This window comes from Apibacter sp. B3935 (genome assembly GCF_009827705.1).
Lineage (GTDB): Bacteria > Bacteroidota > Bacteroidia > Flavobacteriales > Weeksellaceae > Apibacter.
In genome coordinates this window covers 256,258-277,544 of the sequence record NZ_WINL01000002.1, presented here as the reverse complement: position 1 = coordinate 277,544, position 21,287 = coordinate 256,258, and the positions used below count along the sequence as shown (strand labels likewise).

16 protein-coding genes and 1 tRNA gene are annotated in these 21,287 nt (G+C 33.8%); 4 read left to right on the top strand and 13 right to left on the bottom strand.

Annotated elements, in window-relative coordinates:
* Window positions 1-23 precede the first annotated feature (23 nt).
* The 4 genes from deoC to GFV00_RS04100 are packed head-to-tail and all read left to right on the top strand — an operon-like array spanning window position 24 to window position 3,327.
* Window positions 24-767: a deoxyribose-phosphate aldolase gene (gene deoC, locus GFV00_RS04115; RefSeq protein ID WP_160557112.1), complete on the top strand. Its 744-nt coding sequence runs from the start codon at window positions 24-26 to the stop codon at window positions 765-767.
* Window positions 767-1,585, top strand: a complete 819-nt coding sequence (locus GFV00_RS04110) for a 3'(2'),5'-bisphosphate nucleotidase CysQ (protein ID WP_160557113.1) — start codon at window positions 767-769, stop codon at window positions 1,583-1,585. The genes deoC and GFV00_RS04110 overlap by 1 nt, the downstream gene beginning before the upstream one ends.
* Before the next feature lie 30 nt (window positions 1,586-1,615).
* Window positions 1,616-2,758 carry a hypothetical protein gene (locus tag GFV00_RS04105; RefSeq protein ID WP_160557114.1) on the top strand — a complete coding sequence of 381 codons (1,143 nt, stop codon included), beginning with the start codon at window positions 1,616-1,618 and terminating at the stop codon, window positions 2,756-2,758.
* A 32-nt stretch (window positions 2,759-2,790) separates the two neighbouring features.
* Window positions 2,791-3,327, top strand: coding sequence for an adenine phosphoribosyltransferase (locus GFV00_RS04100; protein ID WP_160557115.1), 537 nt, complete (start codon window positions 2,791-2,793; stop codon window positions 3,325-3,327).
* An 85-nt stretch (window positions 3,328-3,412) separates the two neighbouring features.
* Here GFV00_RS04100 and GFV00_RS04095 read toward each other — a convergent pair whose 3' ends face one another.
* The 13 genes from GFV00_RS04095 to tuf form a co-directional block, all read right to left on the bottom strand.
* On the bottom strand, window positions 3,413-4,993 hold the full coding sequence (locus GFV00_RS04095; protein ID WP_160557116.1) for a SusD/RagB family nutrient-binding outer membrane lipoprotein: 1,581 nt from the start codon (window positions 4,991-4,993) through the stop codon (window positions 3,413-3,415).
* A 14-nt stretch (window positions 4,994-5,007) separates the two neighbouring features.
* Window positions 5,008-8,205: a SusC/RagA family TonB-linked outer membrane protein gene (locus tag GFV00_RS04090; protein ID WP_160557117.1), complete on the bottom strand. Its 3,198-nt coding sequence runs from the start codon at window positions 8,203-8,205 to the stop codon at window positions 5,008-5,010.
* A gap of 227 nt (window positions 8,206-8,432) precedes the next feature.
* Window positions 8,433-8,735 (bottom strand): DUF3467 domain-containing protein, encoded by a 303-nt coding sequence (locus GFV00_RS04085; RefSeq protein ID WP_105298070.1) that lies wholly within the window; start codon window positions 8,733-8,735, stop codon window positions 8,433-8,435.
* 17 nt (window positions 8,736-8,752) lie between these two features.
* Window positions 8,753-13,027, bottom strand: coding sequence for a DNA-directed RNA polymerase subunit beta' (gene rpoC, locus GFV00_RS04080; protein ID WP_160557118.1), 4,275 nt, complete (start codon window positions 13,025-13,027; stop codon window positions 8,753-8,755).
* 61 nt (window positions 13,028-13,088) lie between these two features.
* Window positions 13,089-16,913, bottom strand: a complete 3,825-nt coding sequence (gene rpoB, locus GFV00_RS04075; protein WP_160557119.1) for a DNA-directed RNA polymerase subunit beta — start codon at window positions 16,911-16,913, stop codon at window positions 13,089-13,091.
* A 91-nt stretch (window positions 16,914-17,004) separates the two neighbouring features.
* On the bottom strand, window positions 17,005-17,382 hold the full coding sequence (gene rplL, locus GFV00_RS04070) for a 50S ribosomal protein L7/L12 (protein ID WP_105298067.1): 378 nt from the start codon (window positions 17,380-17,382) through the stop codon (window positions 17,005-17,007).
* Window positions 17,383-17,434: 52 nt separating this feature from the next.
* The gene (rplJ, locus tag GFV00_RS04065; RefSeq protein WP_105298066.1) at window positions 17,435-17,959 is read right to left on the bottom strand and encodes a 50S ribosomal protein L10; all 525 of its coding nucleotides are present in this window, start codon (window positions 17,957-17,959) and stop codon (window positions 17,435-17,437) included.
* A gap of 18 nt (window positions 17,960-17,977) precedes the next feature.
* Window positions 17,978-18,670, bottom strand: coding sequence for a 50S ribosomal protein L1 (rplA, locus tag GFV00_RS04060; RefSeq protein ID WP_105298065.1), 693 nt, complete (start codon window positions 18,668-18,670; stop codon window positions 17,978-17,980).
* 11 nt (window positions 18,671-18,681) lie between these two features.
* Complete coding sequence (gene rplK / locus GFV00_RS04055) at window positions 18,682-19,125, bottom strand: 50S ribosomal protein L11 (RefSeq protein ID WP_105298064.1); 444 nt, start codon at window positions 19,123-19,125, stop codon at window positions 18,682-18,684.
* Between the two features lie 46 nt (window positions 19,126-19,171).
* Window positions 19,172-19,717, bottom strand: a complete 546-nt coding sequence (nusG, locus tag GFV00_RS04050; protein ID WP_105298063.1) for a transcription termination/antitermination protein NusG — start codon at window positions 19,715-19,717, stop codon at window positions 19,172-19,174.
* Window positions 19,718-19,729: 12 nt separating this feature from the next.
* The gene (gene secE, locus GFV00_RS04045) at window positions 19,730-19,936 is read right to left on the bottom strand and encodes a preprotein translocase subunit SecE (RefSeq protein ID WP_105298062.1); all 207 of its coding nucleotides are present in this window, start codon (window positions 19,934-19,936) and stop codon (window positions 19,730-19,732) included.
* Window positions 19,937-19,950: 14 nt separating this feature from the next.
* A tRNA-Trp gene (locus GFV00_RS04040) sits at window positions 19,951-20,023 on the bottom strand.
* Window positions 20,024-20,074: 51 nt separating this feature from the next.
* Window positions 20,075-21,262 carry an elongation factor Tu gene (gene tuf, locus GFV00_RS04035; RefSeq protein ID WP_105298061.1) on the bottom strand — a complete coding sequence of 396 codons (1,188 nt, stop codon included), beginning with the start codon at window positions 21,260-21,262 and terminating at the stop codon, window positions 20,075-20,077.
* Between the last annotated feature and the right edge of the window lie 25 nt (window positions 21,263-21,287).

Here is a 21,287-nt window from a genome sequence, read left to right as displayed (position 1 = left end):
CACAATTAAAAATTATAAGATAAATGGATATAACAAAGTATTTAGATTCAACTTACCTTAAGCTACCTTCTCAAAGTGGATTAACCGAAGAACAAACTTGGGAAGAAGTTAAAAAACTTACTGAAGAAGCAATTGAAAATCATTTTTATTTAGTAATGATTCGTCCCGAATACATTAAAAAAGTGAAAGAAATGATTCAAAAAGTTGATTCTGAGGTAAAAGTAGGAACCGTCATTGGGTTTCATGAAGGTACCTATTCATTAACTGAAAAAATCGCAGAGGCACAGAAAGCTATTGAAGATGGAGTGGATGAGTTGGATTATGTAATCAACTACGAGGCTTTTAAAAAGGGAGATATCGATTTAATTAAACAAGAATTTATTACCGGAACGTCATTAGGTTTAAAAGCATCCAAAGTGGTTAAATGGATTATTGAGATTGCGGCATTAACTGACGAACAAATCCAGTCTATTTGCTCTTATTTTTCCACCTGGGCTCAAGAAAACTTTGAAAAGAATGAATTTGGTAACATTTTTGTAAAATCTTCCACCGGTTTTTACCAAGCAGAAGAGGGAAAACCAAATGGAGCGACGTTCCATGCAATGGAAATTATGCTTAAATATTCTCAACCCTTGCCGGTAAAAGCAGCTGGTGGAGTTAGAACTTATGATGAAGCAGTGAAAATGATTGAAATGGGAATAAAAAGAATTGGAACTTCTTCGGCAAAAGCCTTATCTCAAAAAGGTAATACAAATGATTCATACTAATGAAAAAACTAATTAATATAGCGCTAAAAGCTGCTATAGAAGCTTCTCAAGAAGTTCATAAAATATATGAGGACGGCTTTTCAGTTTCCTTAAAAAAAGACCAATCACCCGTAACAACGGGTGATCTTAAGTCAAATGAAATTATTACCGCTTATTTAAAACAAACATCAATTCCTATTTTAAGTGAAGAAACCGAGCACGAATCGGAAAAGGTAATGGCAAGTTGGGAAAAATATTGGTGTGTAGATCCAATTGACGGAACTAAAGAATATGTAAATAAAACCGGAGAATATTGTATTTCAATTGGCTTACTGACTCCCGAAACTTCTTTGCTCGGAGTTTTAGCTGCTCCCTCTATGGGATTGTTTTATTTTGCTGCGGAAGGATTAGGTAGCTATAAATGGAATGGAAAGTATGAAGATTTATATGCGTTACTGAATGAAGATGATCTTACTGACAAACTACTGGAACAATCCGTTACATTACCTTTAAAACCCGATTTAAAAAAATATACCGTTTTAACAAGTCGTTCCCACTATAGTCATGTGGATGAAGAGTATATAAAAAACTTAAAATTACAACATTCAGAAATTGTTGTTTTACAGATGGGCAGCGCCATTAAAATTGGCCTGGTAGCAGAAGGAAAAGCAAACGAATATGCACGATTAAGTCCCATAAATTTTTGGGATATTGCCGGTGGACACGCCATTGCCAAATATGCCGGATTGAATATCATAGATTATGAAACCAAAGCACTAATTACTTATAAAAATCTTTCATCATTAAAAATATCGGGGTATATCGTTAAAAATAATTAATGTATTTTTACCTGTGACAAACATACTTTTATGAGAAAAATATTTTTGATAGGGTTAACCTTTATTTTCTTATGTTCTTCTTGTGAAAAAGAATATAAGGTAATTGACGGGACATCAAAGGAAACCTTTACTAAAAGTGTAAAATCTATATCGTCCAAATTGACTATCCTACAACAGGATAAAATTCAAGAAGCGGTTAAACTGATTTATAAGTTTAAAACAGAAGGATCCGATGAAAATAAGAGATGGGAACAACTCTATACATTACTTAATGGTAAAAATGCCGAACAAATTTTCGATATTGCAGAGGATATAGCAAAGAAAAACAAGATTCCTTGGTCCAGCACTTCCATGAACTCAGTAGATCCTTCTGTATTCGATAATGAGTTAAAGCCATTAACAGAAGCTGAGCAAAAACTAAAACAAATAGAAAAAGCAACACGGATCAATATTCGTTATTCTCCGATTAGCAAAGATGAAACCATCAATGATGGATTTTATTTATACCCCGAATTAATTGATGATTCAGGATCAGAAATTTTTTATGATGATTTACCATTGACTTTATCCATATCATTTATAAACAATGGTACCATAGTATATGTAATCCAAAGAGAAATTAATTCTTCGGCAGTGGGAGATCCCTCATTAAATAAAGGCATTAAAATTCCTTTTTTCATGTTTGATAACAAAAAATTGGCGACTTCCTCCCTGGATGTTGAAATAAAGATTAATGCCGAAGATAAATACCTATACGGTAAACTGTCGGGTATTCCTATAGATTTATCCAAAACAAGAGATGCATCCACTCCTATAGAGGATGAAATAAATAAACAAGTTGCGTTGGACAATGTTAAAAAATTTATACAATTAATTGGTGATAAGCAATATTCCGAAGCTTATAATTTAGCACAGAATCCTAAATGGACTTCTTTAGATCAATTTTCGTCTACTACCAATGGATTTGGAACTATTGCTGCTACTAATTTAATTAACGCACAATTAGAAGAAAAGAATGATGATAAACAAACTGTTAATGTACAATATCAGATCAAAGACATTAATGGAAAAATAAAAACTTTAACTCAAAATTTTATACTAAAAAAAGTTAAAGATAATTGGTTAATAACAAATACAGAAACTAAAGAAATAAAAGAAGATACTTGGAAATAAGATTATTTTAAGTAAAATTAAAAATGAATTGAATGAAAGAATTAAGTTTAAGCCAAGAAATAGATTTACATATTGATAGAGTTCAAGATTTTCCAAAAGAAGGCATTCAATATAAAGATATTTCTCCCATATTTTTAAATGCAGATTTGTGTACCAAAATTGTAAAAGCTTTTGCTGATTTAAGTAGAGGTAAAATTGATGCAGTTTGTGGTATTGAGAGTAGGGGGTATTTATTTGGAGTTCAAATTGCCAGGGAGCTTGGTTTGCCGTTTATATTGGTACGTAAAGCAGGGAAATTGCCTCCTCCGATAATTTCCCAAGAATATGATTTAGAATATGGTTCAGCAATTATTGAAGTTAAAAAAGGACACATTAAGCCGGGACAAAAAATTCTTATTCATGATGACGTTCTAGCAACAGGAGGAACAGCTTCTGCGTGTGCTAAATTAGTGCAAAATTGTGATGCAGTAGTCTCTCAATTTAGCTTTATATTGGGACTTTCCTTTTTAGGAGGTTTAGACGAGTTAAAAAAGTATACACAGGATATTCAATTATTGGTAGAATATTAAATTTTAAAAATTGCTTTATAAATATAACAACGCTCTGTTTATAATTAAACAGAGCGTTATTCATATATGAAATTTTAACTAAGTATCAATTTACATCCCAAACTAATTTTGTTTTCATATCATCAGGTCCTCCCAATCCTTTAACAGCTTCATAATAATTTTTTGAATTCTGTGTAGAAAGATGAGAAGGATAAGGAATACGTGACGGTAGATCAGTCACATTAATGACTAAAGGCTTAAAAGTATAGGTAGTACCTTCGGGAGTTGTATTATACGCTGGAAGAGTATGCGATTGATCAGGTAATAATAAAGTTTTAGGATACCCGGTTCTTCTATATTCAGCCCATGCTTCATGGGGTTGCATATAAAGTGCAATATATTTTTGTGTAAGTACATTTTCTTCGTTTGCTGGCGGCAAAATGCTTAAAAAGGCTGTTTGATCTGCAGCAGATACATTCCACTTATCGAGTGAAGCTTTTACACCACTTTCATAATGTATTTGATCCCAATTATTTAATTCGGATAATATAAATTCAACTTCAGCATATTCCATAAGTACTTCACCTCTGTTAATATGTAAAACGTCATAACTAGGGAAAGAAATAGTGCTGGAGGTAAAAATTTCAGATGCCATTCCGCTTGTTATACCGTAAGGCATTCCCTCATAATCATCCAAATTAGTGGATGATTTATACGTATTATTTTTTACATCGTCTATACTTGCTTTTTTAGGAGAGGAGAATTTATAAAGTCTTGGATCAGCAGAAAAATTACCTGTTTTTCCTTTTAATAAATCAATAAAAGTATTTGTGACTGCAAAATCAGTTCTATTTTTAACAAAATAAGCCATCCACATTGGATTTGCATCTGATGTAGTATTCCCATACGCAAATACTGCATTATCATCATTAGATGTAAATACACCCATTGAAATTGCATCATTAGCTTCGGCTAATGCTTCAGGTAAAACGTTTTTTAAACGATTAGCTAATCTTAGACGTAAAGAATTAGCAAATTTTTTCCATTTTATTCCCTTACCTTCATATATGTGATCTCCTGTTGTAACTTTTTCAGAGGTATCAAGTTGGCTGGAAGCTTCTTTTAATTCTTTTAAAATGTCTTTATATATGGTTATTTGTGAAGCAAATTTAGGGGTTTTATATTTTTCAACCTGTAAGGCCTGAAAATCTGGATTAGATTGTCCCCCGTAAGACCAATAAGGAACATTTCCGTAGGTATCTGTAAGTTGCATAAATAAATAACTTAACATTATTCTTGCGACAGCTATTTGATTATTTATAGCACCAAATTGCACATTGCTTATCGGATCGGCTTCTACTAATTCAATGGAGGTTTTAAGATTTTCTGCAGCGCGATAATAATCTTTCCACAAGCTTTGATTAGCTCCGTCTCTATATTGATATCGATCTTCTTCCGTATAATTTACCTGACACCAATATTGTATCCAAGGAAGAACCATTCTTCCAGATCCCCATTCATCTCGAGTGTTATCAATAAAATATCGGCTACCGTATCTAAATGTAGTGTAACCGGGTACTTTCTCCGGATTATTGGGGTTGGTATTTATGTTTTCAAAATCATTATCGCAAGATATAGTGGCAGACAGAAAAATTAGAGAAGCTATATAGATGGTTATTTTTTTCATATTAAATATTTTAATTAGAATTTAACTTGCACATTAATTCCAAATGATCTTGTAGTAGGCATGGATCCTCCTTCAATCCCTGAAGCATTTCCACTACCATAATTAGCTACCTCAGGATCCATGGATTTCCAATCTAATCCCCATACAAATAAATTTCTTGCAAAGGCAGAAAATGTTATGGAATTAATAAAATCTCCTAAATATTGAGTAGGAAGGGAATAAGCCAATGATAATTCACGTAGTTTGATGTAATCCGCATCGAATACATTTTGTGCGCTAGGTCCACTAAAAAAATGCTTAGAATAATCGGTTGCCGAAACTCTAATATCATTAGGATTTCCATCTTCTTTAACACCGTCTACAATAATACCGTTTTCTCTAATTCCATTAGCAGCAGTTTCGGGCAATATTCCTGAGCTCATCCCCCACATATGGGTTGTAGAAAAATATTTACCTCCTTTTTGCCAATCTATTTGAAATCCTAAACTCCAATTTTTATAAGTGAAAGAATTTCTAAATGTCATATTAAAATCGGGAAGTATTGATCCTAAAGGTACGTTTTTATCGGTTTTCAGATATAGCCCATCACTACCCACTACTTTTTTTCCATCTTTATAAACAAAGTCTGTCCCATAAATTTGTCCGTATCTATATCCTGGAAGTGCAACTACAAAAGCATTAAATGGAGCTTTTGCTATGGTTAATGAACTTAAATCCTCACTCAAAGATTTGATTTCATTATCAGATTTTGAAAAATTATAATTAAAATCCCATCTAAAATTCTCTTTTCTAATTGGAACTATATTCAATGAAACTTCTATTCCTTTATTAACTAATTTTCCAGCATTCATCATTGCATATTTGAAACCAGCAGAACCGTCTAAAGGTACTTTAGTTATTAAGTCTTTGGTGGTAGTTTGATATAATGAAATATCCCCGTTTAATCTTCTTTGAAACATTTGAAATTCTACTCCCAATTCAAAAGATTCCAATTTTTCGGGTTTTAATTTATCTGTTTTAGCAACAGTTGTTAACCAAAACCAAGGATCTTTTAAATACAAGCTGCCATAATCTGGATCCTCTTCCTCATCTATATTGTAAAATGTATTGATGAGTTGATAAGGATCAGTATCATTTCTAACTTCAGAATATCCCCCTCTAATTTTTAAAAATTCCAACCAATTGCTGGTAAGATATCTAGTAACTACAAAACTGGTTGCTACCGATGGATAGAAAAAAGAATTGTTTTTAGAAGGTAAAGAAGAAGACCAGTCATTTCTACCGGTAGTTTCTAAGAATACAAAATTGTCATATCCTAAACTAAAAGAATAAAACAAACTGTTTACTCTTTTCTTTTCTTTTTCATTCATAACTAAAGATGGCTCTAATGAATTATTTAGATTATACCAGTCTCTTATAATTAGCCCTCCTTTAGTTTTTCCATTCATTCTTCTATATGTGTATTCCCTTCGATTAGTTCCGGCAAAAGAATTAAGTGAAAAGTTTCCTATATTTTTGTCATAATGTAAAGTAGCTTCATAATTTAGATCAGTATATTTCCTCTCTGAAATTTTAAATTGAGAAAGAGCATGTGATCCAACAGCTGTTCTGTTTTCTGTATGAAGAGTATAGGTATCAAGCATTACCTTTCCATTTACATACATATCTTTTGTTAAATTATAAATTAAACCAGCGGTACCATATAAACGATCTCTATTATCTTTATTGGTATTTTTGTTTATTGTCCAATAGGGATTATCTGAATAAGCGGGTTTTGGATTATCCCAAGATTCTCTGTTCCAAGTTCTTTGAGTACCATCTGCTAACTCATATTTTTGAAGATCATTATAGTCTAATGAGGTTTGACCAAAATGAAACATTTTTTGAATAATGTTGTTATTGTCATATCCCACTTCAGGTCTGTTGAAACCTCTTGTTGAAGTATAAGCTGCAGAAGCATTTATTTTTAAATCATCAGATAATTTAGAATTCAGATTCATGGATAATGAATTTTTGGTTAAGTCTGAATTTGGAGTTATTCCGGATGATTTAGTATTATTATATCCTAATCTGATATTAGTATTTTCAACACTTCTGCTAAAAGATATACCATTATTGTATGTTACACCGGTCTTGAAAAATTTCTTGTAATCATTTTTAGGATATATCCATGGTTTTGCAACTAAATAATCATTTGAAAATTCAGGATCGAATGCATTCCAATGTAATACTTTAACATTTGGATCGTATTTTGGCCCCCAAGATTCGTCGGTTCTATAGTCAACCACCAAATAATCCACACCATTAATATTTTTTGTTGCAAATGTTTTGCTTCCGCCACCACCATATAATTTTTGTTGATGAGGCATTTTGTATATTTTGTCAAATACAACTCCTGAATTAAAGACAATCTCAGTTTTACCTCTTTTTGCTTTTTTTGTGGTAATCATAATCGCTCCATTCATGGCTCTGGATCCGTATAATGCCGCGGCAGTAGCTCCTTTAAGCACGGAAATATTTGCTATATCGTCGGGATTAATATCACCGAATGAATCTCCATAATCAATACCACCGGCACCTCGTTCAGTGTTTTTATCATTGATATTTTGATCTATTAAAGGAATACCGTCTACAACAATAAGAGGTTTATTGGATTGAGATAGAGACCTCATTCCTCTTAATCTGATTTGTGTTGAACCTCCCATGGTTCCACTATTATTAACGATTTGCAATCCCGAAACTTTTCCCGAAAGTGAATTAATTGGATTACTTTCCCTGGTAATGGAAAGATCGTCGCCATTTACTGATTGAGTCGCATAACCCAACGACTTTTTTTCTCTTGTGATACCTAAAGCAGTTACTACGACTCCTTCAATTACTGTTTCCTTTTTTTCAGCAGGTTCTTTGTTTTCTGTAACTGGAGACTGTAGAACCACATCATAGAAACTTTGATCATTAACAATAAAACTTGCAGTTTCGTCATCAAATGATAAAATTTCGATGGTTTGTCCGGGTTCAGCATCAATTGAAAAATTTCCTGAGTCGTCAGTATACGTTTTTTTGGTAGATCCTTGTATCGTAACAGAAACATCAGCTTGTGGCTGACCGTCACTCCCAAGAACTTTCCCGCTAATCGTTTTCATCTGAGCCCAGGCAAAAGCCGAACCCAAGAAGATAAACGAAAATCCTAAGAAAATTCGGTTTACTCTCATATCTAATACATTAATTTATCGTTTCAAATATATAATATATTTTTTAATTATCGTAAAATAATTGTTAAATAATTACATAATTCACAAATTAATTCCTGTATTTAGTCGTCTATATTATAAAAATATCGGCCTTTTATGATGTAAACTATTAAACCATTAACAAAAAAAGCCGAGGGTTTACCTCGGCTTCATTATTATTATAAATAATTTGTTGACTTTTAGATTATTTAAGCTTGACCTTTAGGACCAAAATTTAAATGGTAGGTATCATCTTTAACTGCACCAAATTGTTGTTCGAATTTTTGAATATTATCAGTTAAAGCTGTTAATAATCGTTTCGCATGTTCAGGAGTTAAAATGATTCTTGATTTAACTTTAGCCTTAGGGACCCCCGGCATTATTTGTATAAAATCTACTACGAACTCAGTCGGAGAATGATTTATTAATGCCAAATTTGAAAATACCCCGGAAGCTACCTCATCCGTCAATTCAATATTTAAGTCTTGTTGATTCTGATTTTGATTTTCCATTTCGAATTAGTTTTTGGTTAAATTTTTTCGGTTATCATTTCCTCAAATTCCTTATTCGAACCTACAACTACGTGTTGATATTCAGTTAAACCGGTACCGGCAGGGATTCTGTGTCCTACAATTACATTTTCTTTCAATCCGTTTAAGTAATCAACTTTACCGGCAACAGCAGCTTCATTTAAAACTTTAGTTGTTTCTTGGAAAGATGCTGCAGAGATAAATGATTTAGTTTGTAAAGATGCTCTTGTAATACCTTGTAGTACAGGACTGGCAGTAGCCGGAAGCGCTTCTCTGGCTTCAACCAATTTCTTATCTTCACGTTTCAATTTAGAATTTTCATCACGAAGTTCTCTTGAAGTAATGATTTGTCCCGCTTTTAATTCCAAACTGTCTCCGGGATCAGTAATAACTTTCATTCCGAAAATACGATCATTTTCCTCAATAAAGTCAATCTTATGTTCAAGATTACCTTCTAAGAATTTAGTATCACCGCAATCAACAATTTCTACTTTAGTCATCATTTGACGAACAATAATTTCGAAATGTTTATCATCGATTTTTACCCCTTGTAATCGGTATACTTCTTGAATTTCATTTACTAAATATTCCTGAACGGCAGTAGGCCCTTTGATGTTAAGAATATCGTTCGGAGTTATAGCACCGTCAGATAAGGCATCTCCAGCATGTACGAAGTCATTTTCCTGTACAAGAATCTGATTAGATAATTTAACCAAATATCTTTTAATTTCACCGGTTTTAGACTCAATAACTATTTCTCGATTACCTCTCTTAATTTTACCGTAACTAACTACACCGTCAATTTCTGAAACAACAGCCGGATTGGAAGGATTTCGTGCTTCAAACAGCTCGGTAACACGTGGTAAACCACCTGTAATATCCCCAGCTTTAGCTGATCTTCTTGGTATCTTTACTAAGATTCTTCCTGCCTTAATTTTTTCACCATCATTTACGATAAGGTGTGCACCAACCGGTAAGTTAATTGATTTTAACTCATTCCCTTTAGTATCTAATATTTTTAAGGTAGGAATTAATTTTTTATTTCTAGATTCTGAAATTACTTTTTCTTCAAATCCGGTTTGTTCGTCTATTTCTAGTTGATAAGTGGAACCTTGCTCAATTTGTTCGTATTCGATCTTACCGGCAGTTTCAGAAAGTATAATTGCATTATACGGATCCCATTTACAAATGATATCTCCTTTCTTAACTTCATCACCAGATTCAACTAATAAAGTAGAACCATACGGGATGTTGGTAAGCATTTGAATGTTTCCTTCCGCATTTAATAATTTAAATTCTGTAGAACGAGAAACAACGATTGAAACTTTATTTCCGTTTTCGTCTTCACTTTCAACAGTTCTAATATCATCAAATTCAACTTTTCCGTCTCTTTTAGCAACAATGCTGCTAACTTCTGCAACGTTTCCTGCAGTACCTCCCACGTGGAAGGTTCTTAAGGTAAGCTGTGTACCCGGTTCACCGATAGATTGAGCTGCAATAACTCCAACCGCTTCTCCTTTGTTGATTAATTTATTGGTTGAAAGGTTTACACCATAACATTTAGCACAAATACCTTTTTTAGATTCACAAGTTAAAGGCGAACGAACTTCCACTGATTCTATTCCGGATTGTTGAATTAATTTAGCTATTTCGGAAGTTATCATTTGATCCGCTTCAATTAATAGCTCATCTGTATCAGGATGGTATACATCATGAAGAGATACACGTCCTAAAATTCTTTCAGATAATGGTTCAACAATTTCGTCATTTTTCTTCAACGGAGAAATTTCGATACCTCTTAAAGTTCCACAATCTTGTTCATTAATAATAACATCTTGAGCCACATCCACTAAACGACGAGTCAAATAACCTGCGTCAGCGGTTTTTAATGCAGTATCTGCAAGACCCTTACGAGCCCCGTGAGTAGAAATAAAGTACTCAAGGATGGAAAGTCCTTCGCGGAAATTAGAGATAATAGGGTTTTCAATAATTTCACCTCCGGAAGATCCCGCTTTTTGAGGTTTTGCCATCAATCCACGCATACCTGCTAACTGACGAATCTGTTCTTTAGATCCCCGTGCACCGGAGTCAAGCATCATATATACAGAGTTGAATCCACCTTTGTCGGTTTTCATTCGTTGCATGATTAAATCTGTTAATCGTGCATTGGTATTAGTCCAAACATCAATTACCTGATTATATCTTTCATTATTGGTAATTAATCCCATATTATAGTTAGCTCTGATCCCATCCACTTGTTCATTCGCTTCCTGAATCATGATTTTCTTTTCTTCAGGAGTTTTAATATCACCTAAGCTAAATGATAATCCACCTTTAAATGCAGTTGCATATCCTAAAGTTTTCATATCATCCAAAAACTTAGCTGTGGTAGGGAAATCGGTTCTTTGTAATATGGTACCGATAATGTTACGTAATGATTTTTTAGTCAATACTTCATTGATGAAACCTACTTTTTTAGGTACGATTTTGTTAAATAACACGCGCCCTACAGTAGTTTCAATCATTTTTTCAACTAATTCTTCACCTTCTACAACTGTTGCTTTTACTTTAATGATAGCATTTAAATCTACTGCTTTCTCATTATAAGCAATGTCTACCTCTTCTGAAGAATAGAAAATAGATCCGTGTCCTTTAACTTTAATTTCGTCCGTAGGTGTTAATGGTTTAGTCATATAATATAATCCTAAAACCATATCTTGTGAAGGTACTTGAATAGGAGATCCGTTAGCCGGATTTAAAATGTTTTGAGAAGCTAACATCAATAATTGAGCTTCCAAAATAGCTTCAGGTCCTAAAGGTAAATGCACTGCCATTTGGTCACCGTCAAAGTCTGCATTAAACGCAGTACAAACTAACGGGTGAAGACGAATAGCTTTTCCTTCAATCATTCTAGGTTGAAATGCTTGAATACCTAAACGGTGAAGAGTAGGGGCACGGTTCAACAATACCGGATGTCCTTTCATTACATTTTCCAGGATATCGTAAACTACCGGCTCTTTTCTTTCAATAATTCTCTTGGCAGATTTTACAGTTTTTACAATTCCTCTTTCAATTAATTTACGAATGATAAAAGGTTTATAAAGCTCTGCAGCCATATCTTTAGGAAGTCCGCACTCATGAAGTTGAAGGGAAGGACCTACAACAATTACCGAACGAGCAGAATAATCCACACGTTTACCTAATAAGTTTTGACGGAAACGTCCTTGTTTTCCTTTTAAGGAATCAGACAGAGATTTTAAAGGTCTGTTAGATTCAGATTTAACCGCAGATGATTTTCTGGTATTATCAAATAAAGAATCAACAGCTTCCTGAAGCATACGCTTCTCATTACGTAAAATTACTTCAGGGGCTTTAATTTCAATTAATCGTTTTAAACGATTGTTTCTGATAATAACCCTACGATATAAATCATTTAAGTCAGAAGTAGCAAAACGCCCTCCATCTAAGGGAACTAACGGACGTAAGTCCGGTGGAATTACAGGTATCACTCTCATGATCATCCATTCCGGTCTGTTAATGCGACCATTGGAATTAGCATCTCTGAAAGATTCAACTACTTGTAATCGTTTTAACGCTTCTGTTCTTCTTTGTTTGGAAGATTCATTATTGGCTTTATGTCTTAATTCATAAGATAAAGCATCTAAATCTGTTCTCTTTAAAAGTTCTTCCAAACATTCTGCTCCCATTTTGGCAACAAATTTATTCGGATCAGAATCATCTAAATATTGATTTTCAATAGGAAGAGTTTCTAATATATCTAAATATTCTTCTTCCGTTAAAAATTCAAGATGTTCTAATTCTTCACCATTTAATTTTTTAGCTATTCCGGCTTGAATTACTACAAAACGTTCGTTGTAGATAATCATATCCAGTTTTTTGGATGGAATACCTAATAAATATCCAATTTTATTGGGTAATGAACGGAAATACCAGATATGTGCCACAGGCACTACTAAGTTGATATGTCCGATTCTTTCACGTCTAACTTTTTTTTCCGTTACTTCAACTCCACATCGATCACAAACAATTCCTTTGTAACGTATTCTTTTATATTTCCCACAAGCACATTCGTAGTCCTTTACCGGACCGAATATTCTTTCACAAAACAAACCGTCTCGTTCAGGTTTATGAGTCCGATAATTGATTGTTTCAGGTTTTAAAACCTCTCCTCTAGATTGTTGTAATATACTTTCCGGAGAAGCTAATCCGATTATAATTTTACTAAATTTGCTAGTTCTTTGTTTAACTGCCATTATTTTGTAATCAATTAAATTGAAAAAAATTTAAATTTATTAAGAGTTAAGAAAGAAATATTTATTCTTCCAATCTTACATCCAACCCTAAACCTTGTAATTCATGTAAGAATACATTAAATGATTCAGGTATACCCGGTTCCGGCATTGGTTCACCTTTAACAATTGATTCATAGGCTTTAGCTCTACCTATTACATCATCAGATTTAATTGTTATAATTTCTCTTAGAATGTTTGATGCTCCGAAAGCTTCTAAAGCCCAAACCTCCATTTCTCCGAATCTCTGACCTCCAAATTGAGCTTTACCTCCTAATGGTTGTTGAGTAATTAATGAGTATGGTCCGATTGAACGTGCGTGCATTTTGTCATCAACCATATGTCCTAATTTCAACATATAGATAACTCCCACAGTTGCTTTTTGCTCAAAACGTTCTCCGGTTCCTCCATCATATAAATAAGTAGTTCCCCATTGAGGTACTCCTGCTTCTTTTGTAAGTTCATCGATTTGCTCGGAAGTAGCTCCATCGAAGATAGGAGTTGCGAATTTTTTACCTAATTTTTTACCGCACCATCCTAAAATTGTTTCGTAAATCTGTCCAATGTTCATACGGGAAGGTACCCCTAATGGGTTAAGGACAATATCTACCGGTGTTCCGTCTTCTAGGAATGGCATATCTTCATCACGTACTATTCTAGCAACAATACCTTTGTTACCGTGACGACCTGCCATTTTATCTCCAACATTTAGTTTACGTTTTTTAGCAATATAAACTTTTGCCAATTTAACGATACCGGCCGGTAATTCATCTCCAACAGAAATAGTATGTCTTTCTCTATTTAGAGAACCTAGTAAATCGTTATGTTTTATTTTATAGTTGTGAAGCAATTCTTTAATAGAATTGTTTTTGTTATCATCTAAAGTCCAATTTTCTCCAGCTAAATTAAAATAGTCATCAATACTAGATAAAAGCTTTTGAGTGAATTTAACTCCTTTTGGTATTACTTCTTCATTTAAATCATTATAGATTCCTTGAGAAGTTTTACCATTTAGAAGGACATATAATTTCTCTAATAGTTGATTTTTTAAATCATTAAGCTTTACTTTAAATTCAGCTTCTAATTGTTCAATTTTTAATTTTTCGTCTCCTCTTTTACGTTTGTCTTTAATGTTACGTGTAAATAATTTTTTATTAATTACCACACCTTTTAAAGAAGGTTCTGCTTTTAGAGAAGCATCTTTTACATCTCCGGCTTTATCCCCGAATATGGCACGAAGTAATTTTTCTTCTGAAGTTGGGTCAGATTCTCCTTTAGGAGTAATTTTTCCTACTAAAATATCTCCGGGTTTAACTTCTGCTCCAATACGGATCATCCCGTTTTCATCAAGGTCTTTAGTAGCTTCTTCACTTACGTTTGGAATATCCGGTGTAAGTTCTTCCATACCTAATTTGGTATCACGAACTTCTAAAGAATATTCGTCTACGTGAATAGAAGTAAACCAGTCTTCGCTAACTGCTCTTTGATTAATAACAATCGCATCCTCAAAGTTATATCCTTTCCAAGGCATGAAAGCTACTAATAGGTTTCTACCTAAAGCAAGTTCTCCATCTTCGGTAGCATAACCTTCAGTTAAAACTTGACCTTTAGAAACTCTATCACCTGCTTTAACGATTGGTTTAAGCGTTATAGAAGTACTTTGATTGGTTTTTCTGAATTTCGTTAATTTATATGTTTTACTTGCAGAATCAAAGCTAACTAATTCTTCTTCTTCGGTTCTGTCGTATTTTATAGTAATAATATTAGCATCCACATATTCTACTACTCCTTCACCTTCTGCATTAATTAAGATACGCGAATCTTTAGCTACTTGAAATTCTAAACCGGTTCCTACAATCGGAGCTTGAGGTTTCAATAAGGGTACTGCTTGACGCATCATGTTTGAACCCATCAAAGCGCGGTTCGCATCATCGTGCTCAAGGAAAGGAATTAATGAAGCGGAAATACCTGTAATTTGATTAGCTGCAACATCCATCAGATCCACCTTATCAGGTTCAACAACCGGATAATCAGCTTCCTCTCTGGCAACGATTCTCTCATCAAGAATTTTACCGTCGCTGTCCATATTAATGTTCGCTTGAGCAATAATTTTTCCTTCTTCCTCTTCCGCAGTTAAATATTGAGGCTCGGATTCTAAATCTACTTTACCATCAACAACTTTTCTGTATGGGGTTTCCATAAATCCTAAGTCATTGATTCTAGCGTAACAGCCTAAAGAAGATATCAAACCGATGTTAGGTCCTTCCGGAGTTTCGATAGGACAAATTCTACCGTAGTGAGTGTAGTGTACGTCTCGCACTTCAAATCCGGCTCTTTCTCTTGATAAACCACCAGGACCTAATGCAGACATACGTCTTTTATGGGTAACCTCAGATAATGGATTGGTTTGATCCATGAATTGAGATAACTGATTAGTTCCAAAGAAAGAGTTGATAACTGAAGTTAAGGTTTTAGCATTGATCAAGTCAATAGGAGTGAACACTTCGTTATCACGAACGTTCATTCTTTCTTTAATGGTTCGAGCCATACGAGCTAAACCTACACCAAATTGACCGGCTAATTGTTCACCAACAGTTTTAACACGACGGTTAGATAAGTGATCGATATCATCAACTTCAGCTTTTGAGTTGATTAATTCAATTAAATATTTAACAATTGCGATAATATCGTCTTTTGTTAAAACTTGAATATCTTCTGATATATTTAATCCTAACTTTTTATTAATACGATAACGACCTACTTCACCTAAAGAATATCGAGCATCAGAGAAGAATAATTTATCGATAATTCCTCTAGCCGTTTCTTCATCAGGTGGTTCGGCATTACGTAATTGACGATAGATATATTCTACAGCTTCTTTTTCGGAATTGGTAGAGTCTTTTTGTAATGTGTTGTGAATTATTGAGAATTCATTACTGTTTTCTTTATGAACTAAAATAGTTTTAATTCCGGAATCTATGATTAAATCAAGATGTTCCTTTTCTAAAACAGTTTCACGGTCAAGGATAATTTCATTTCTTTCAATAGAAACCACCTCACCGGTGTCTTCATCAACAAAGTCCTCAAACCAAGTATTTAAAACTCTTGCAGCTAGAGTCCTTCCTAACATCTTTTTAAGGTTGGATTTATTTACTTTTACTTCTTCTGCAAGATCAAATATTTCTAATATATCTTTATCACTTTGATAACCGATTGCACGAAGCAAGGTTGTCATCGGAAGTTTTTTCTTTCTGTCAATGTAAGCATACATCACGCCGTTGATATCGGTAGCAAATTCCATCCAAGATCCTTTAAATGGAATAATTCTGGAAGAATATAATTTAGCACCGTTGGCATGATAAGATTGTCCAAAAAATACACCAGGTGAACGATGTAATTGGGATACCATAACTCTTTCAGCACCGTTTATAATAAACGAACCGCTTGGTGTCATATAAGGAATAGGCCCTAAATATACATCTTGAACTACTGTTTCAAAATCTTCATGTTCGGGGTCGGTACAATATAATTTAAGACGTGCTTTAAGTGGTACACTATAAGTTAATCCTCTTTCAATGCATTCTTCAATAGAGTATTTTGGAGGATCAACAAAATAATCTAAAAATTCTAAAACGAACTGATTCCTAGTATCGGAAATAGGAAAATTTTCAGTAAACGTTTTAAAAAGTCCTTCGTTTTTTCTTTGATCAGGACGAGTTTCTAATTGAAAAAAATCCTGAAATGATTTAACCTGTATATCCAGGAAATCAGGAAATTCAATTTGTCCTTTAGAGTGAGAGAAACTAAATCTCTTAGGGTTTTGAGTTTTTGACGCCAATGATTTACTCATATGATATATTAAAATCTTTAAAACACAAATAGGCTTAGACCTTACCAATGTTAAATTGGAGGCCTAAACCTTTATTTTTAGGTAGAATGAATTATTTCAATTCAACTTCAGCTCCAGCTTCTTCAAGCTGTTTTTTAAGACTTTCTGCTTCGTCTTTAGCTACTCCTTCTTTAATTGGAGTAGGAGCTCCATCTACAGCATCTTTAGCTTCTTTTAGACCTTTACCTGTAAGATCTTTAACTAATTTAACAACAGCTAATTTGTTAGCTCCTGCAGCTTTAAGAATAACATCGAATTCTGTTTTTTCTTCAGCAGCACCAGCATCAGCACCAGCAACAGGTGCAGCCATAGCTACAGCAGCAGCAGCAGGTTCAATACCGTATTCTTCTTTTAATATTTCAGCTAATTCATTAACTTCTTTTACTGTTAAATTTACTAGAGTTTCAGCTAATTGTTTTAAATCTGCCATTTTTAATTTTGTTTTAATTTTTGTTTAACAACTATTTATTATGAGTGTGAAATTATTCTTCTTTTTCAGATAAGGTTTTAACCAAACCGGCAATGGTATTCCCACCGGATTTAAGGGCAGAAACAACATTTTTAATTGGAGATTGAAGTAATCCAATAATTTCTCCAATAAGCTCTTCTCTGGATTTAAGATTTGCCAATGTTTCTAATTGAGCATCTCCTACAAATACTGCAGAATCAATCCAAGCAGCTTTTAATAATGGTTTTTCAGTTTTCTTTCTGAAATTTTGTATTAATTTAGCCGGAGCATTTCCTTTTTCTGAAATGAAAATAGTAGAGTTTCCTTTTAGACTTTCAAAAACACCTGAAAAATCTTTATCTTCTACATTTTCCATTGCTTTTCTAAGAAGGGTGTTTTTAACAACTTTCATAGAAATTTCACCTTTGAAACAAGCTCTTCTTAGTTCTGAAGTCTGTTGTGCATTTAATCCATCAGTATCAGCTATATATAATACATTTGTACTTTCAAGTACTTCCTGTAATTCTTTAATTACCTCTGTTTTTTCTTGTTTTGTCATGTTTTGGTAAAATTAAAATTAGTTAATACCTTTAGGATCAATAGCAATACCCGGACTCATAGTAGAGGATAGGTATATACTTTTCACATAAACTCCTTTTGCTGCCTGAGGTTTTAATTTTATTAAAGTAGAAATAATTTCTTGTGCATTCTCTTGAATATTTTTTGCATCGAAAGATACTTTACCTATTGCAGCATGTACAATTCCGTATTTATCTACTTTAAAATCTATTTTACCTGCTTTCACTTCTGAAATTGCTTTTCCTATTTCAGTGGTAACTGTTCCGGTTTTAGGATTGGGCATTAATCCACGAGGACCTAAAACTCTTCCTAAAGGACCTAATTTACCCATTACTTGAGGTTGAGTAACAATTACATCAACATCTGTCCATCCATCTTTTATTTTTTGTAGATAATCATCCAAACCTACATAATCAGCACCTGCGTTTTTAGCTTCTTCTTCCTTATCGGGAGTAACTAAAGCTAAAACGCGAGTTTCTTTACCTGTACCATGAGGTAAGGATACAACTCCACGCACCATTTGATTAGCCTTACGTGGATCTACTCCTAAACGTACAGCTATATCAACGGATGCATCAAATTTAGTATAATTAACTTCTTTAACTAAATTGGAAGCTTCCTCTAATGTATAAAGTTTTGATTTATCTACTTTAGCAACTACTGCTTTTTGTTTTTTCGTTAAAACTGCCATGATTCCTACAATTAATTATTAAAGGGATTTTGCCCAGTTACTCTAATACCCATAGATCTTGCTGTACCTGCAACCATGCTAACTGCTGATTCTATAGTAAAGCAATTTAAATCTACCATTTTATCTTCAGCAATTTGTTGTACTTGGCTCCAAGTAACGGATGCTACCTTATCTCTGTTTGGTTCGCCGGAACCTTTTTTAGCTTTAGAAGCTGCTAAAAGTTGAACGGTTACAGGAGGAGTTTTAACTACAAAGTCAAAAGATTTATCCTCATATACAGTAATGATAACCGGTAATACTTGTCCTTGCTTTTCTTGTGTTCGGGCATTAAATTGTTTACAAAACTCCATAATGTTAACCCCGGCAGCACCTAATGCAGGTCCTACTGGTGGTGAAGGATTTGCTTGACCTCCTTTCACCTGGAGTTTTACCATTTTAAAAATTTTTTTTGCCATTTTAATTTTTACTTAAAAATGTTTTATTTATATCTGTGGAAGCAGCCTATATTTTTTCTACTTGAGAGAAACTTAATTCAATGGGGGTTTTTCTTCCGAAAATCAACACCATCACATCTAATTTTCTTTTCTCTTCATTTATTTTTTCGATGGTTCCATTAAAACCATTAAATGGTCCATCAATAACTTTCACGGTTTCACCAAATACAAAGGGAATGTTTACGGTATCTTCAGATTCTGATAATTCATCCATTTTACCGAACATTCTACTCACTTCGCTTCGTCTCATTGGAAGTGGATCTCCTCCTTTAGTAGCACTTAAAAAACTAATTACACCGGGAATATTCTTTATAGTATGTGGTAATTCACCAATTAAATTAGCTTCAACCATAACATAACCGGGATAATAGACTTTTTCTTTACGAATTTTTTTTCCGTTTCTAATTTGTACTACTTTTTCCATAGGTACAACTACTTGGCCAAGATTTTTTTTAAGATGTTCGTATCTTAAAACTTCATTTTCAATATACATTTTCACCTTAGATTCTTGCCCACTGATCGTTTTCAGTACATACCATTTCATTTCATCCATCGCTTCCTAATATTAAGATTTTAATCCTATTAATATAGAATAAATATTCTGAAGCGCTTTAGCAAAAATCCAATCTACACCAAAGCAGAACATAGCCAAAATGATCGATGTAATCGCTACAACAGTTGTTGAGGATTGCAGATCGGACCATTTAGGCCACTCGACGTGATCTTTAAATTCTTCTATTGCGCCCTTTAAATACTTAATGAGTCCGTTCATTTATTATTATTTTGCGCGGGCGGAAAGATTCGAACTCACGACCTTTGGTTTTGGAGACCACTGCTCTACCAGCTGAGCTACACCCGCTTAAAAAAGAAAGAACTTTAAGTTCTTTCTTTTGTTATGATTTTATTTAAATTAATCTAAAATCTCAGTTACCTGACCTGCACCAACAGTTCTACCACCTTCACGGATAGCGAATCTTAAACCGTTGTTAAGTGCGATTGGTTGGTGTAATTCAACTGTAATAGTTAAGTTATCACCAGGCATTACCATTTCAGTTCCCTCCGGTAAAGTAATTGTACCGGTTACGTCAGTAGTTCTAACGTAGAATTGAGGACGGTAGTTATTGTGGAATGGAGTGTGACGTCCACCTTCTTCTTTAGTTAAGATATAAACCTCTGCTTTGAATTTTTTGTGAGGAGTGATTGAACCCGGTTTAGCGATAACCATACCACGACGGATATCAGTTTTTTCAATACCTCTTAATAATAATCCAACATTATCTCCGGCTTCACCTCTATCTAATATTTTTCTAAACATTTCAACTCCGGTTACAGTAGATGTTAATTTTTCATCTCCCATACCAACGATATCTACAGCTTCACCTGAGTTAATAACTCCGGCTTCAATACGTCCTGTAGCTACAGTTCCACGACCTGTAATAGAGAAAACGTCTTCGATTGGCATTAAGAATGGTTTATCTTGGTCACGTACCGGTAAATCAATCCAGTTATCAACTGCTGCCATTAATTCATCAACAGTAGCAACCCATTTTGGATCTCCGTTAAGTGCACCTAAAGCAGAACCTTGGATAACAGGAGTGTTATCTCCGTCATAATCGTAAGAAGATAATAATTCTCTTACTTCCATTTCAACTAAGTCTAATAATTCAGGATCGTCAACCATATCCACTTTGTTCATGAATACAACGATTTTAGGTACGTTTACCTGACGACATAACAAGATGTGCTCTCTTGTTTGAGGCATAGGTCCATCTGTTGCAGCAACTACTAGAATAGCTCCGTCCATTTGAGCAGCACCGGTAACCATGTTTTTTACATAGTCAGCATGCCCCGGACAGTCAACGTGTGCATAGTGACGGTTTTCTGTTTGATATTCTACGTGTGCAGTATTGATTGTGATCCCTCTTTCTTTTTCTTCAGGAGCTGCATCAATTTGAGAGAAATCTCTTTTTTCTGCTAACCCTTTTTCTGCTAATACTTTTGTAATAGCAGCTGTTAAAGTCGTTTTTCCGTGGTCTACGTGACCGATTGTACCTATATTAAGATGTGGTTTGGTACGCTGAAAAGTTTCTTTTGCCATGATAAATATGTTTGTTTATATTTCC